Below are 14282 nucleotides of genomic sequence, written 5' to 3'. Positions count from 1 at the left end.
ACCAGCAAGCTGATGAGTCACGGGGTCAATAAATTGGCATTGACAATGTGCACGCTGTTGAGTTCTCAAGGACCAGACGCACTCCCCACTCGACCTCGAAAGAGGTTCCGCCAGAGAGGCTTTTGGCTTTCGTTGCCCGGGGAAGAACCGTGGTGGACAAGATCTCCGGGTCTGTGACCAGGTGACCGTCTCGGCCGTTCCGTTCTCCGCCTCAGCGGCAACGAGTGATTACTTTACGCAGAGGTGAACGGCAGCACCAACCCGGGCCACATCCCGGGCGTGTCGGGTCTGCGAGGCCCGGAAACACGCGGATCGCGCGGTGCGGGCCGAGCCGACCCGCGCCGGGAACGACGGAAGGCACAGTGCGAACCCGCACCGTGCCTCCCGAACGAACCGAATCGGCCCGAACCGGACCGGACCGGACCGACCTACTCGGCCGCAGCCAACTGCCCGCACGCACCGTCGATCTCCTTGCCGCGGGTGTCGCGGAGGGTCGTCGGGATGCCGGCGGCGTTGAGTCGGCGGACGAACTCGTCCTGCACGTGGACCTCGGACGAGGTCCAGACCGAGCCGGGCGTCGGGTTGAGCGGGATCGGGTTCACGTGCACCCAGCCCTTGCCGCGCTTGTTGAGCTTCTCGGCGAGCAGGTCGGCACGCCACGCGTGGTCGTTCATGTCCTTGATGAGCGCGTACTCGATCGAGACACGTCGGCCCGTCTTGACGAAGTAGTTGTGGGCGGCGTCGATCGCCTCGTCCGCCTTCCACTTCGAGTTCACCGGGATGAGCTCGTCGCGGAGTTCGTCGTCGGGCGCGTGCAGGGAGAGCGCGAAGGTGACGGGGATGTCCTCGTCGGCGAGCTTGTTGATCGCGGGGACGAGCCCCACGGTCGACACGGTGATGCCGCGGGCGCTCATGCCGAGGCCGTTCGGTTGCGGCGCGACCATGATCCGCACGGCGTCCATCACGCGCTTGTAGTTCGCGAGCGGCTCCCCCATGCCCATGAACACGATGTTCGTCACGCGCTCGGCGTCGACGCGGTCCTTCCCGCCCTTGCGGGGATCACCGCCGAGCTCCCCCGCGGCGATGGCGGCGTTGGCACGGACGATCTGTTCGATGATCTCGGCCGTGGACATGTTCCGGGTGAGCCCGGCCTGCCCGGTCGCGCAGAACGGGCAGTTCATCCCGCACCCCGCCTGGGACGAGACGCAGAGCGTGATGCGCCCTGGGTACCGCATGAGCACGGACTCGACCAGCGCCCCGTCGTGGAGCTTCCAGAGGAACTTGATCGTGTCGCCCTTGTCGGTCGCCAGACGACGGGTCTCGGTGAGGAGGGGCGGGAGCATGCCCGCCACGAGTTCCTCGCGCTGGGCGGCCGGCAGGTCGGTCATCTGCGCGGGGTCGGATGTGTAGTGCGTGAAGTAGTGGGTCGAGAGCTGCTTGGCGCGGAACTTCGGCAACCCCAGCTCGACGACCTTCGCCTCGCGCTCGGCGACCGTCATGTCGGCGAGGTGCACGGGCGGCTTGCCACGCTTCGGGGACGCGAACTGCAGGAGCGGCCGGCCGTCGGTCCCGGTGGCCTGCGTCCAGCCCTCGGTGCGCGGACGCACCTGCGGACGAGCAGAGCGCTGCTCTTCGAAGGGGGTGCGGGTCTCGGAGGCCATCACTCCAGTTTACGGGACGACGACGCCCCGCGGGTGCCGGTCAGCTGCCGGCGGGGAGCACCCGGGCGAAGTGGTGCGCCGCGGAGTACATCGGCACGATGTCGACGACCGCGCCGGGGTGTGGCGCCTGGAGCACCAGTCCGTCGCCGAGGAAGATGCCGACGTGGTCCTCGTTGTCGTACACGACGAGGTCGCCGGGCTGCGCCTCGGACTCCGGGATCGTCGTCGCCGCGGCGTCCTGCGTCGGGACGTAGTGCACGAGCGGGATCCCGACGGCCGCGTACGCGACCATCGTGAGGCCGGAGCAGTCGATGCCCTCGTGGCTCGCGCCGCCCTCGACGTACGGGTCGCCCATGTACTGCAGGGCGGTGGAGACCACGGTCGCCCGGTCGCCACCGGCGGAGAGGATCTTCGAGATCGCGTCCTCCGCCTGCTGGGTGCTGACGCCGAACTTCGTCACGATCGTCGGGTAGGACACCACGGTCGTGGTCGTCGTCATGCCGTCGGTCGACACCACCGGGACCTCGACGTCCCGGGCGACGGTGTAGGTCTGCGTGTGCTGCGAGGTGGTCGTCCCGTGGTGCGCGTCGGTTGACGGGGTCGCGGCGTTCGCCGGGACCGCGAGCGTCAGGCTCGAGGTGATGGCCAGTGCGGGCGCGAGGAGGACCGCTGCGCGCTTCGCGTTGGCAGCCCGGCGGACGTGCCGCGGGTCGACCGCCCGTTCGGCTCGGAGCGCTGCGGACCGGGACAGCACGGCCGCTCCGGCAACGGCCGTCGAGGCGACCGGGTGGGTGTTCGACAGGGACACGCTGCGCGCCGGCTTCTCGTGCTCCACGAAGGTCGAGCGGGCCACGGCGGGGCCGAAGGCGGAACGACGTCCGCGGGGACGGCGCAGTTCGACGGCTTCGGTGGTGGCCGCGCCGTCGGGGGCTGCGGGCAGTGCGTGGCGTCCCATGGTTCCTTCCGGGTCGGACGAGCCGGCCCGAGCAGGGGACGAGGCGACTCGGGAAGATAACGTATTGGTCACGAACCTGGACCCCGCTGGGCACTCGCGGCCCGTTCCTGCGGTTCGTCTCAGGCTCGGGTGTTCCTCGCAGCCCCCTCAGAACCCGCGGTTCACGTCGCGCGAGACGGCCCGGGTGGTCCGGTCCCGCATGACGGCGGCGATCCGCGCCTCCCGAGCCCGTGCCAGGTCGTCGAGGCGGGCCGCCAGGGCGCGCACCGACTCGTCGACCGGCGCGTCCCCCGAGATGTCCCCCGGGAGCGGCTTCCCGGCGGTGACCGCGAGCGGGAGGACGCCCGCCCACACCGCGTGGTCCTCGGCGTCGTCGGCAGCCTCGCCGACGCCGGCGGCGCGGATCTTCACGCTCGCGTGGTCGAGGGGCAGCTGGAGGACCTGGGTGGCACGGACCTCCTTGGCGGTCATCTCGCGGACCTCGTCGCGGCGTCCGGGCATGAGGTGGTCGGCGACCTGCCAGAGCGCCTCGGTCCGCAGGTCGTCCGGCACCACGGTGGCGTTGCCGACGACCACGGCGCTGCGGTAGTTCGCGGAGCTGTCGAAGGTCGAGCGTGCGAACACCAGGCCGTCGACGTGGGTCACCGTGGCGCTGACGGGGACACCCGCGGCGCCGGCGTCGAGGAAGAGACCGCCGCCGGTCGAGCCGTGCAGGAGCAGGACGGGGCCGGCGCCGAGGTCGCCGACGCCGCAGAGGAACGGCAGGACGAGCGGGTGTCCGTCGCGGACGAAGCCGACGTGCGCGACGATCGCCTCGGCGAGGATCGCGTCGAGGTCGGCGGGGTCGTGGGACTGGCGGTCGCGGAGGCGGCGGACGGTGAGCGACGGGACGGCGGGGTCGGACGGGAGGCTCGTGGTGCGCATGCGGGCAACGCTAGGGTCAGGACCGGTCCGGTTCGTGGACCAGATCGGCGGTGCTCAGGTGGACCAGTTCGGGAAGACCGCCGGGGTCGTCGCGCGCGTCCGGGCGATGGTGCAGGACGGGACGCTGATGGCCGGGGACGCAGTGCCGTCGACCCGCGTCCTCGCGGCGGAGCTGGGGGTGGCGCGGGGGACGGTGGTCGCGGCGTACGAGCAACTCGACGGCGAGGGGTGGATCCGGACGCGGCAGGGGGCGGTGGCGCGGGTGGCGGCGGGGGTCGGTGCGGGCCACTGGCCCACCGAGCACGCTGCGCGCGACGCGACGGGGCGCACGCACGGGCACGCGGACGGCGCGGCAGGTACCGGCGCGGACCTCCTCGACGCCCGCCCCGGGATCCCCGCCGTGACGGCGATCGCCGCCCGCGACTGGCGGGCCGCCTGGCGCGCCGCTGCGGACGCCCCGCTCCGCAACGCGCTGTCCGACCCGGCCGGCCTCCCGGAGCTCCGCGCGCAGATCGCTGCCCAGCTCGGCCTCGCTCGCGGGTTCGCCCCGGAGATCGGCCGGATCGTGGTCACCGCCGGCACGGCCGAGGCGCTCTCGCTCGTCACCGAGGGGCTCCGGAACCGCCTGGGTCGGGCGCCGGTCGTCGCCGTCGAGGATCCCGGCTACCGCTCCGGACGTCGGGCGATGACGAGCGCCGGCGCCACCCTCGTGGGTGTCCCGGTGGACGGCGACGGGATCGACGTGGACGTCCTCGGCCGCGTCGGCCCGGTGGACGCGGTCGTCGTCACGCCGACGCACCAGTACCCGCTCGGCTCGGTGATGCCGGTGGCACGACGGCTCCGCCTGCTCGACTGGGCGACGCGCACCGGGGCGGTCGTGGTCGAGGACGACTACGACTCGGAGTTCCGGCACCGCGGCTCCCCCGTCCCGGCGCTGGCGGCACTCGACGCGACGGGCGTCGTGGTGCACGTCGGCGGGTTCTCGAAGACCCTCGATCCACGGCTGCGCTGCAGCTACGTGGTCCTGCCACCGGGGCCGGTGCTCGAGGCCGTCGTCGCCTCGCGGCTCGCTCGCGGACCCGTGGTGGCGGAGCCCGTGCAGGTCGCGCTCGCGCACCTCCTCCGCACGGGCGCCCTCCGCCGCCACCTCGGCCGCGTGCGCCGGGACTACACGCACCGACGGGAGCGGGTCGCGACGCGCGTGGCAGCGGTCGCGGGCCTGGAGGCGCGTGCCCTGGACGGCGGGCTGCACGCGGTCCTGACGTGGTCGGGTCGGGCGGCGGGGCACGACGTGGTCGCCCGGATGGCGCGGTCCGGTGTGCTGGTGAGCGCGCTCGAGGAGTACGAGGTGTCGCCGGGGAGCGCACCGGCGGGGATCGTCCTGGGCTACGGCGCGCTGACCCTGCCGCAGCTCGATCGCGCACTCGACGTCCTGCTCGAGGTACTGCCGGTCAGGGGGTACTGAGCCGCAGGTGGGCCCGCACCCGGTCCTGCACGGCGCTGGCGTCCGGGTGGTCCCAGAGCGCGAAGTGGGTGCCGCCGGGCAGGACGAGGAGCTCCGCTCCCGGGACCTCGTCCGCCGCGCGGACGCTGTTGGACGGCTCGACGTCGACGTCCGCGTCACCGTGCAGCAGCAGTGTCGGGGCACGGACGGCTCCGAGGTCGAGGTCGGTGACCGCGCCGAGGTTCCGGACGTCGGCCTCCCACCCGGCACGGTGCGGGCCCGCGGTGTTGCCGGTGCGGGCGAGGTCGAGCAGGAACGTGCGACGCTCCGGATCGCGCAGGATCCCGCGGACGTGCTCGCGGAGCCGTCGACCGCGCAGGGAGCTCACGCCCGAGACCGCGAGGCGCACGACGACGCCGGGCACCAGTCGCGCGGCGGCCCGGGCGAGTGCGGCGCCGAGGAGGGTGCCGCCGACCAGGCGCTCCGGTGCGGAGACCTCCGGGGGCGTCCAGGCACCGGTCAGTCCGGCCGCCACGACGAGGGAGTGGACCCGCTCGGGGTGGCGGACGGCGAACCGGTAGGCGGCAGGGGCCCCGCCCGACCAGGCGAGCACCGCCACGCGGTCGATGCCCAGCGCGTCGAGGACCTCGGCGTACCGATCGGCCTCGTCGTCGAGCGAGTCGTGGCCGGGTCGGACCCGGGTGCCGAGGTACCCGGGACGTGAGAGCGTGACGACACGGAAGTCGGCGGACGGCAGGAACCGCGCCATGATCTCGGCGACGTCGATCCCGCCGGGGGTGCCGTGCACGACGAGGACGGGAGCGCCCGCGCCGCGGACGGCGAACTCGGTGTCCTCGGTGACGACGGGACGCGTCTCTGGTGGCATCACCCGACGATATCCGCGGCGGCGATGCGTCGTCTCCGACCGCGGAGGGTGTCCCCCGGGTACTCGCCGTACATCGAGAAGTACGAACCCGAGAACCGCCCCATGTGCCGGAAGCCGCAGGAGTGCGCGACGGTGGCCACGGAGGTCTCGCTGGGGTCCGCGAGCTGCAGGCCGAGGCGGGCCTTCTCGAGGCGCAGGTCGCGGAGGTACGCCATCGGGGTGCTGCCCTCGCGCCGTTGGAACCCCTCCTGCAGGGTCCGGACGCTGACCTCGGCCGCGGCGGCGATGTCGGTGGCGGCGATGGCCCGGTCGAAGTGCGCGTGCATGAACGCCTTCGCACGTTCGACCGTCCCGGCGGGCGCGGCGGTCCCCCGGCGGTCGGCATCGGAGCGGAAGGCGCCGAGCACCGCCTCGGCGAGCCGCAGGTCGAGCGCGGCCCGGTCGGCGTCGACCACGGCGACGTCGAGCAGCGGACGGGCGACCTCGCGCAGCACGGCCTGCAGCGGCGCGAGGCGTTCCGCGGACACGGTCACGGGGAACGCGAGGGGGACGGGGGCGGCGTCGGTCCCCACGACCGCGACGGCCTCGAGGAAGTCCGCGTCGAAGTGCACGAGGTGCTTCGTCCCTGCCGGTGCCGAGACGTGGAAGGGGCGTCCGGCCGGGTACATCACGGGCACGCCGGCGCGGAGGAGCACGTCGTCGTCCACCACGATGCCGCCCTCGACCGACCACGCCAGCAGGTACTGCCGTTCGGGTGCGAGGAAGCCGGACCGAGCGGCGGACACCGACGATGTGCGGAGGCTCAGGCGGCCGTCCCCGGTGGCGCGGTACCGGAAGCCGAACGGCGACGAAGAGGGCGCGAAGGCCATGTCGTGGCCGTCGTACACGCCGCGGTAGAACTCGAGTGCTTCATCGGGGTCGGTGCCGCTCTGGAGGACTTCCCGGACGGAGGTCCGACGGACCTCCGCGGTCGAGGACTCCGCCGGCGGCCGGTCCGCCGCGGGGATCACCGTCGCTCCGGACCACCAGGCGATCGTTCCCCGACGAGGTCGGCGAGCGACGGCTCGGACTCGACGGGGACCGCCCAGCCGCGGCGTGTGGCCCGTCGGAGGTGTCGGTACGTGGTCACCCGCACCGGCTGGACGTCGGCGTTGGACTGGTAGTTGCTCGGTTCCTGGCTGCTCATGGCGTGCTCCCTGCTCGCGAGCCCGGCTCCGCCTCGGCCTCATGGGTGCCGACGTCCAGAACGGCCTCGGGGTCAGGGAGGTGCCATCGGAGCGTCGGGAGGACGCGTGACGATGCCGTCTTCCCTCCTGACGGTACGCGCGTGTCGGACACCCCACGCGGACCGGACAGCGGGCTGCGCAATCCGGACGGCCCGCGCACTGTCGCGGAGTATGTTGTTCGCATACAATGCAAACATGCTGATCACCGTCGATCCCGCGGCACGGACATCGCTCGCGGACCAGGTGGCTGCCCAGATCCGGCACGCGATCGCCCGTGGCGAGTTCCGGAACGGCGAGCGGTTGCCGTCCGCGCGCGAGCTCGCGGCCGCCGTCGACGTCAACATGCACACGGTGCTGCGGGCCTACGCCCAGCTGCAGGACGACGGACTCATCGAGCTGCGCCGGGGCCGCGGTGCCACGGTGCTGCGGTCGGGCAACGCGTCGTTCGACCGCCTGCGGTCGCTGGTGGTGGAGCTCCGTGAGCAGGCGGAGACCCTCGGGGTCCCGCTCGACGACCTGTACGCGATGATCAAGGGGGCACGATGACGACTCGGACGATGGGGACCGGCGCACGACTGGCCGTGGTGGGACCGAGCGCGGCGGTGGCCGTCGCGCTGGTCGTCACGGCGCTCACGCTCGGACCCGCGCTGCCGGCACGGGTGGCGACGCACTTCGGCGCGGACGGTGTCGCCGACGCTTGGGGGTCGCCGTGGCCGTTCTTCTGGGGGTCCCTCGTGGTGGCCCTGGTCGCCGCCGGACTCGCGGTGGTGGCGCTCGGACGGAACGACCGCCGGACGTGGGCGACCCTGCTGCTGGTGGCGAACCTCCTGAGCGGGTCCGTCGCGACCGCATGGATCGCCGAGGCGATCGTGGACCGCGTCGACGACCCGACGTTCCCGGTGTGGTGGGCCGTCCTCACGCTCGTGGTCGGTGTCGCCGTGGCCGTGCCGCCGACGATCGCGCTCGTCCGGACGGCAGCGCCGGTCCCCGCGCACGACGTCCCTCCGTTGGACGTCCCGACGGACGCCCGGGTCGCCTGGCGTGCACGGGCCGGCAGCCCCTGGTTCGCGGGGCTCGGCGTGGTCCTCGTCGTCGGCGGCGTCGTCGCGGCCTGGGCCACCGCGTCCGCGTCCGCCGACATCACCGCGGCCGCGGTGTCGGGCGGGCTGCTCGTCCTCGCCGGGATCGCGGTGGCGGTGCTCGCGCGGGTCGAGTGCACGGTCGATCGACGCGGCTTCCGGCTGACCTCGACGTGGACGCGGATCCCCCTCGTGCGGGTCCCGCTCGACCGCATCGAGTCGTGCGGGTGGGAGCAGGTGTCGCCCGGGCAGTGGGGCGGGTGGGGCTACCGGATCTCCGGCCGGGGTGTGGCGTACGTGGTCCGTTCGGGGCCGGGGCTCGTCGTCCGGCTCCGGGGCGGCGGAGCGCGGGTGGTCACGGTCGCCGATGCCGAGCGCGGTGCGGCGGCGCTCGGCGCGCTGCTCGCGGCACGCGGGCACGCCTGACCCCGGGGCGCGTGCGCTCTTCGTGAGCAGGAATGGTCGGGTCGGTCGAGCGAACCCGACCATTTCTGCTCACCGTCGAGCGCCGTGGCGGGGCGCGGCGCAGCGCGGCGCGGCGGGGCGCGGGCGCGGGCGCGGGCGGGGCGCGGCGCGGCGCTACAGGCTCGTCATCCCGCCGTCGACCCGGAAGAGCGCGCCGGTCGCGTAGGACGACTCGTCGCTCGCGAGGTACACCATGATCCCGGTGACGTCGTCCGGGGTCCCGGCTCGGCCGAGCGGCGTCCGCGACACGATCGCCGCGCGGGACTCCGGGTCGCCCGAGATCGTCTGGACGAGCGCCGTCTCGGTGTAGCCCGGCACGACGGTGTTGGCGCGGATGCCGTCACGGGCGTAGGCCATCGCTGTCGCCCGGACGAGCGCGTGGACGCCGCCCTTCGTGGACGAGTAGGCGGCGAAGTCGGCACCCTCGCCGTTCAGGCCGGTCGGCGACCCCGTCACGATGACGGACCCGCCGCCACCGGCCGCGAGCATGGCCCGGACGGCGTGCTTCACGGTGAGGAAGGTGCCCGTCAGGTTCACCGCGAGCGTGCGGTTCCAGGTCTCGAGCGCGACGTCGGCGACCTTCGCGTCGTGACCGAAGAGCTGCACGCCGGCGTTCGCGACGACGACGTCCGGTACGGCGCCGCGGGCGACCAGGGCGGCGAAGCCGGCCGCCACGCTCGACTCGTCCGCGATGTCCACGGTGAGCGCGATCGCCGAGTCGGCGGTGACAGCCGCGGACGCAGATGCGGCAGCAGCAGCGGCAGCAGCAGCGGCAGCCGCGGCGTCCCGGTCCGCGTACACGACCCGCGCCCCCTCGGCCACGAACCGGTCCGCGATCGCCCGCCCGATCCCCGATCCAGCCCCGGTCACCAGGGCGGTCTTCCCGGTCAGTCGTCCGGCCATGCGTGTGCTCCGTCCTCAGGGCGGCAGTGCCCCGTCCTCGGAGCGACGCCGCTCCTGGACACATCATTGCGCAACCGGTTGACCGACTGGTAGCAAAGGGACATGACCGACGAAGGTGCGTGGGCGGACTCGACCGCCGAGGACGTGCTCGTCGTCGGACCGTGGCGGGTGACCCTCCGCGGCTCCGAGCTCGCCGACGTCCGCCACGACGGGGTGCCGGTGCTGCGCGGCATCCGGTTCGTCACCCGCGACCAGGACTGGCGCACCGCGGACGACACCGTCACCCGCCGGACGACCGAAGCCGCCGCGTCCGACGAACACGGGCAAGCGCGGGCCCGAGCCCGTACCCGCATCGAGGTGACGAGCGCCTTCGACGACGCCGAGGTCCTCCGCACCACCCTCGACCTCACGATCGACGCCGACACCCTGCACGTCGACGCGACCGCCACCACGACCGCGCCGTTCCGCCGCAACCGCATCGGCCTGGTCGTCCTGCACCCGCCGACACTCGCCGGCACCCCGTTCACGGTCCGCCACCCGGCAGCGCCCGCCACATCGCACACGTTCCCGCTGTGGATCGCCCCGCACCAACCCGCGACCGACGTCGCCGGGTACGCCTGGACGACCGGCGGCACGGACTGCACGCTCGACCTCACCGGCGACGTGTTCGAGATGGAGGACCAGCGCAACTGGACCGACGCCTCGTTCAAGACCTACTCGACGCCGCTGGCCGAGCCCTTCCCCGTCGCGCTCGACGCCGGTGCCGTCGTCCACCAGGCGCTCACGCTGCGCGCGGTGCGACACCCGGGAGGCGCGCCCTCCCCCGCCCCGGACCTCGCCGCGCTCGACGGGCCGGCCCCGACCTCCGTGGTCACCCCGCCCCCGACCCTCCAGCTGCTGGCCACCTCCGCCCCGGCCGCTGCGCGCCCGGACGACGAGGCACTCCCCGGCGGCGTGCCGATCCTCGTCGAGCCCGTCCTCGGCGACCACGACGTCGCCGCGGTGCTCGCCTCCGCCCGGCGGGACGCCCGAGGCGCGCCGCTCGACGTGCGGTTCGTCACCGACGACCCGGCCCGGCTGCGCGCCGCGGTCGACGAGGTCCTGGCGTCCGGGCCGGTGGTGCGCATCGGCGCGTTCGACCCGTCGTCGCACGTGACGACGACGGCGCTGCAGCGGGCGCTCCGGGAGACAGCAGCCGCGCACGAGGGACTCGACGTCGTGGCCGGGACGCGCGCGCACTTCACCGAGCTGAACCGCACGATCGACCTGTTCGGCGACTGGGACGGTCCGCTCACGTTCAGCGTGACGCCGCAGATGCACGACCGCAGCCGTGCCCAGGTGACCGAGTCGATCCGGATGCAGCGCTGGGTGGCGATGAGCGCCTCCAGGCTGGCCGCCGGCAGGCCGCTCCACGTCGGGCCGGTGACGCTGCGTCCGCGGTTCAACGCCGTGGCGACGTCGCCGCGTCAGGCCGTGACCGACGCCTCGGTCGAGTCGGGCTCCGGACCGGAGTCCGTGCCGGACGCGACGGATCCGCAGCAGCACTCCGCGGCCGCCGCCGCGTGGTTCGACGCGGCGGTCAAGGCGCTCACGGTGCCGGGAGTCGCCTCGATCACGCTCGCCGAGGCGTGGGGACCGAGGGGAACGCCCCGCCGGAAGGGGGTCGGCGGGGCGTTCCGGTCTCGGGGATCGATCAGCGCTTGACGGCGTCGATCTTGAGCATCTTGGCGATGACGCTGTCGAGCTCGCTGTCGTCGAAGACCTGCTTCCAGTCCTCCTTGATGAGCTTCTCGCGGCCGTAGCCCATCGCGATGTGGCAGGCGTCCGAGAACGGGTTCGAGCCACGCAGACCGTTCGTCAGGGCGATCCAGGTGTGGCCGTAGAGCATGGCGCGGGCGGCCTCGCGGGGCACGCCGACACCGGTGACGGTCTCCTCGAGGGCGTCGTTGAGGAAGTCGCCGATCATGCAGGCGATGGTCTCGACGAGCGTCGGCTCGAGGACGGCGAGCTGCTTCACCGTGACCCAGTGCACCTGGATGACGGGCGCGTACATGGTCGTGATGACGGCCTCGGCGACGGCCTTGGCGGCGTCACCCTCGTCGCCGAGCGACTCCGACGCGTCGAAGGCGGCGATGACCTCCTGCGGGGCGGCGATGCCACCGAAGGTGTCGTCCCACTCCTCCTTGGTGGTGCGCTCGAGGAACACCGACGGGTGGCACGGGTGCGCCACGGCGTAGTGGATGTCCTCGCGCTTGGCGAGCAGCCCGGCGTAGGCGGCGGCCGGGTCGAGGGTCAGGATGCTGGCACCCGACTTCATGACCGGGACGAGCTGCTCGGAGATGCTGCCGAGCAGGACGTCCGGCACGGCGAGGATCACGACGTCGGCGACCTTGGCCGCCTCGACGCTGTCGGTGAGCGACCGGCCGAGGGCCTCGATGCGCTCCTGCCCGGCGGGCGAGGCCTCGCTGTACAGCGTCGTGTACTCGCTCTTGGCGAAGTTGTTCGAGACGCGGGTACCCATCTTGCCGCCGGCACCGATCACGGCGACGGTGACGTCGGCCGTACCGGATCCGGCAGCGACGGTGTGGGGGGTGGTGACGGTGTCGGTCATGATTCCTTGCTCCTGATGTACTCGATGGTGTGTTCGGTCCACGCCGCCTCGATGCGGGTGGTGGTCTGTGCCGGGTCGCCCGTGGCGCCGAGGGCCTCGTCCTGCCAGGGCAGCCAGAACTCGACCACGCGGTTGATGCCCCGTGCGTCGGGGTCGATCGCGGCGCGGACGGCGTCGTAGTCGAGGAGACCGGTGCCGGTGCGGACGCCGGTGTACTGGAACCCGACCCAGCCCGGTGAGCGGGTGAACCCGGAGTCCTTGACGTGCCAGTTGCGGGTGTACGGGGCGGCCGCGGCGACCACGTCGGCGGGGTGCTCCAGCCGCGCGACGGTGTTCGCCGGGTCGAGGCAGATCCCGAGGTGGTCGGAGCCGACGGCCCGGACGACGGCGACGAGGTCCTCGGTGGCGACGACCTCGTAGGTCTCGAGCGCCAGCGTCACCCCGGCGGCCTCGTACGCGGGGAGCGCCTGGCGCAGTCGACGTTCGGTCTCAAGGGCGTCGGGCTGGTCGTCGCCGCTCGTCCACATGCTCCGCACGAGGGTCGCACCGAGCGCCTGCGCGACGTGCAGGTACCGCGCGAGATGCTCCGGGTGGGTCCCACGGGTGCCGACCTCGAGCGCCAGCCCGAGCTCGTCGGCCAGTGCCCGGATCGCGGCCAGTCGGTCGTCCGAGGCGGTGTCGAGCGGCAGGTGGTCGCAGATCTGGAAGAGGTCGACGCCGTCGTACGCCGCCGCGTCCCGCATCGCGTCGTCGAGCGACATCGGGTCCGGCACACGGTCGGACATCCGCCAGAAGTAGGCGTAGGTGGAGAGGCCGAGCAGGGAGGTCATGCGGTCGCTCCCAGCTGCCCGGCTTCGTCGAGGATGGTCCGGATCGCGGCGGGGTCGTGCGCGAACCGTCCGAGGAACAGCCCGCCGATGCGCCCCTGCCCACGGGTGAGCAGGCCCGGTCCGGCGCTGCCGCCGTAGATCGCCACTGAGCCGACGAGCTCCGGCCGGGAGGCGAGGTGCTCCTCGATCCCGGCGAGGACCGCGACGATGTGCTCGTCGGGCGCGGGCGCCGGGGCGCCGATCGCCCACACGGGTTCGTACGCCGCGATGATCGGCCCGGCGAGACCGTCCGCGGTCGCGGTCGCCAGGAACCGGTCGAGCTGCGCGGTCACGTCCGCCACGGCGGTCTCACTGGAGGCGCGAGTGGCCTCGCCGACGCAGATCAGGGGGCGCAGGTGGTTGCGGAAGGCGGCGTGCACCTTCCCGGCGATCTCCTCGTCCGTCTCGTGGAACAGGGAGCGCCGCTCCGCGTGCGCGATCTCGACGAGCGCGACGCCGATCTCGCGCAGCTCCGCACCGGACACCTCGCCGGTGAAGGCGCCGGTGTCCGCCCAGGCCAGGTCCTGCGCGCCGAGCGTCACGGGGGCGTCCCCGATCACCTCGCGCACCGGGACGAGCGCGGGGAACGTCGGGATGACGAAGAGCTCGACGGCGCCGGACCGCACCGCGGGGTGCGTCCGAGCGATGTCGACCACGGCGGCCGTCCACTCGAGCGTCCGGGCGTGGGAGAAGTACATCTTCAGCGACACCCCGATCGTCAGCGGGGCGGCTGCCGTGGACGCGGGCATCAGGCGTCGGTCCCGACCGGGGCCGACCCGTCGGCAGTGCTCGTTTCGTACGAGCAGATCGCCTGCACCTTCTCGGCGCTCGCGGACGACGTGTCGAAGGTGTAGCCGAGCCACTCCTTCGCCATGCGCCGGGCGACCTCGACGCCGACGACCCGCTGGCCCATGCAGAGGACCTGGGCGTCGTTCGACAGGATCGAGCGCTCGACGCTGAACGAGTCGTGCGCCGTGACGGCCCGGATGCCGGGGACCTTGTTCGCGCTGATCGCGACGCCGAGTCCGGTGCCGCAGATCAGGATCGCCCGGTCCGCGTCACCGTTCGCGACGAGCCGTGCGGCGTCGACGGCGACGTGCGGGTAGGCGGTGTGCCCGTCCGCGTCGACCCCCACGTCCGTGACGCTGACCACGCGCGGATCCGTGGCGAGGTCGGCCTTGATGATCTCCTTGTAGTCGAACCCGGCGTCGTCGGAGCCGACGACGATGCGGAACTGCTGCTCGGTCATGGGGTCTTCC

At 73.1% G+C, this 14282-nt stretch carries 15 protein-coding genes; 4 read left to right on the top strand and 11 right to left on the bottom strand.

Going from position 1 to position 14282, the window contains the following annotated elements; translation table 11 throughout:
• Positions 1 to 428: 428 nt before the first annotated feature.
• The 3 genes from rlmN to J2X60_RS13610 all read right to left on the bottom strand — a co-directional run bounded on the left by rlmN (position 429) and on the right by J2X60_RS13610 (position 3540).
• Positions 429 to 1661, bottom strand: coding sequence for a 23S rRNA (adenine(2503)-C(2))-methyltransferase RlmN (gene rlmN / locus J2X60_RS13620; protein WP_070416448.1), 1233 nt, complete (start codon positions 1659 to 1661; stop codon positions 429 to 431).
• 40 nt (positions 1662 to 1701) lie between these two features.
• Positions 1702 to 2616, bottom strand: coding sequence for an NlpC/P60 family protein (locus J2X60_RS13615; RefSeq protein WP_309779162.1), 915 nt, complete (start codon positions 2614 to 2616; stop codon positions 1702 to 1704).
• Positions 2617 to 2763: 147 nt separating this feature from the next.
• Positions 2764 to 3540, bottom strand: coding sequence for a pyridoxamine 5'-phosphate oxidase family protein (locus J2X60_RS13610; protein ID WP_309888206.1), 777 nt, complete (start codon positions 3538 to 3540; stop codon positions 2764 to 2766).
• Positions 3541 to 3574: 34 nt separating this feature from the next.
• Here J2X60_RS13610 and J2X60_RS13605 point away from each other — a divergent pair, with 34 nt between their 5' ends.
• Positions 3575 to 5005 (top strand): PLP-dependent aminotransferase family protein, encoded by a 1431-nt coding sequence (locus J2X60_RS13605; RefSeq protein WP_309779159.1) that lies wholly within the window; start codon positions 3575 to 3577, stop codon positions 5003 to 5005.
• On the opposite strand, the gene J2X60_RS13600 is transcribed toward J2X60_RS13605, so the two are convergent.
• Genes J2X60_RS13600 through J2X60_RS13590 form a run of 3 tightly spaced genes read right to left on the bottom strand, consistent with a single transcriptional unit; the run spans position 4992 to position 7056 of the window.
• Positions 4992 to 5870, bottom strand: a complete 879-nt coding sequence (locus tag J2X60_RS13600) for an alpha/beta hydrolase (RefSeq protein ID WP_309779158.1) — start codon at positions 5868 to 5870, stop codon at positions 4992 to 4994. The genes J2X60_RS13605 and J2X60_RS13600 overlap by 14 nt on opposite strands.
• Positions 5870 to 6880: a helix-turn-helix domain-containing protein gene (locus J2X60_RS13595; protein WP_309779157.1), complete on the bottom strand. Its 1011-nt coding sequence runs from the start codon at positions 6878 to 6880 to the stop codon at positions 5870 to 5872. The genes J2X60_RS13600 and J2X60_RS13595 overlap by 1 nt, the downstream gene beginning before the upstream one ends.
• The gene (locus tag J2X60_RS13590; RefSeq protein WP_309779156.1) at positions 6877 to 7056 is read right to left on the bottom strand and encodes a hypothetical protein; all 180 of its coding nucleotides are present in this window, start codon (positions 7054 to 7056) and stop codon (positions 6877 to 6879) included. The genes J2X60_RS13595 and J2X60_RS13590 overlap by 4 nt, the downstream gene beginning before the upstream one ends.
• A gap of 235 nt (positions 7057 to 7291) precedes the next feature.
• Here J2X60_RS13590 and J2X60_RS13585 point away from each other — a divergent pair, with 235 nt between their 5' ends.
• Positions 7292 to 7642: a GntR family transcriptional regulator gene (locus J2X60_RS13585; RefSeq protein ID WP_309779155.1), complete on the top strand. Its 351-nt coding sequence runs from the start codon at positions 7292 to 7294 to the stop codon at positions 7640 to 7642.
• Entirely contained in the window at positions 7639 to 8601 is a 963-nt protein-coding gene (locus tag J2X60_RS13580; RefSeq protein WP_309888204.1) for a DUF1648 domain-containing protein, read from the top strand. The genes J2X60_RS13585 and J2X60_RS13580 overlap by 4 nt, the downstream gene beginning before the upstream one ends.
• A gap of 153 nt (positions 8602 to 8754) precedes the next feature.
• On the opposite strand, the gene J2X60_RS13575 is transcribed toward J2X60_RS13580, so the two are convergent.
• The gene (locus J2X60_RS13575) at positions 8755 to 9543 is read right to left on the bottom strand and encodes an SDR family NAD(P)-dependent oxidoreductase (RefSeq protein WP_309888202.1); all 789 of its coding nucleotides are present in this window, start codon (positions 9541 to 9543) and stop codon (positions 8755 to 8757) included.
• Positions 9544 to 9645: 102 nt separating this feature from the next.
• Between J2X60_RS13575 and J2X60_RS13570 the strand changes: the two genes are divergently transcribed.
• A complete protein-coding gene (locus J2X60_RS13570; RefSeq protein ID WP_309888200.1) occupies positions 9646 to 11247 on the top strand; it encodes a hypothetical protein in 1602 nt (533 codons plus the stop codon).
• Here J2X60_RS13570 and J2X60_RS13565 read toward each other — a convergent pair.
• The 4 genes from J2X60_RS13565 to J2X60_RS13550 are packed head-to-tail and all read right to left on the bottom strand — an operon-like array spanning position 11237 to position 14272.
• Positions 11237 to 12154, bottom strand: coding sequence for a phosphogluconate dehydrogenase C-terminal domain-containing protein (locus tag J2X60_RS13565; protein ID WP_092383824.1), 918 nt, complete (start codon positions 12152 to 12154; stop codon positions 11237 to 11239). The two genes, J2X60_RS13570 and J2X60_RS13565, sit on opposite strands and share 11 nt — an antisense overlap.
• Positions 12151 to 12984 (bottom strand): sugar phosphate isomerase/epimerase family protein, encoded by an 834-nt coding sequence (locus J2X60_RS13560; RefSeq protein WP_309888196.1) that lies wholly within the window; start codon positions 12982 to 12984, stop codon positions 12151 to 12153. The genes J2X60_RS13565 and J2X60_RS13560 overlap by 4 nt, the downstream gene beginning before the upstream one ends.
• Complete coding sequence (locus J2X60_RS13555; protein WP_309888194.1) at positions 12981 to 13772, bottom strand: triose-phosphate isomerase family protein; 792 nt, start codon at positions 13770 to 13772, stop codon at positions 12981 to 12983. Before J2X60_RS13555 ends, J2X60_RS13560 begins: the two co-directional genes overlap by 4 nt.
• A complete protein-coding gene (locus J2X60_RS13550) occupies positions 13772 to 14272 on the bottom strand; it encodes a ribose-5-phosphate isomerase (protein WP_309888192.1) in 501 nt (166 codons plus the stop codon). The genes J2X60_RS13555 and J2X60_RS13550 overlap by 1 nt, the downstream gene beginning before the upstream one ends.
• Positions 14273 to 14282: the final 10 nt, after the last annotated feature.

This window comes from Curtobacterium sp. 320, from assembly GCF_031455235.1.
Classification (GTDB): Bacteria; Actinomycetota; Actinomycetes; order Actinomycetales; family Microbacteriaceae; genus Curtobacterium.
This window is presented reverse-complemented; position numbering and strand designations above follow the sequence as displayed.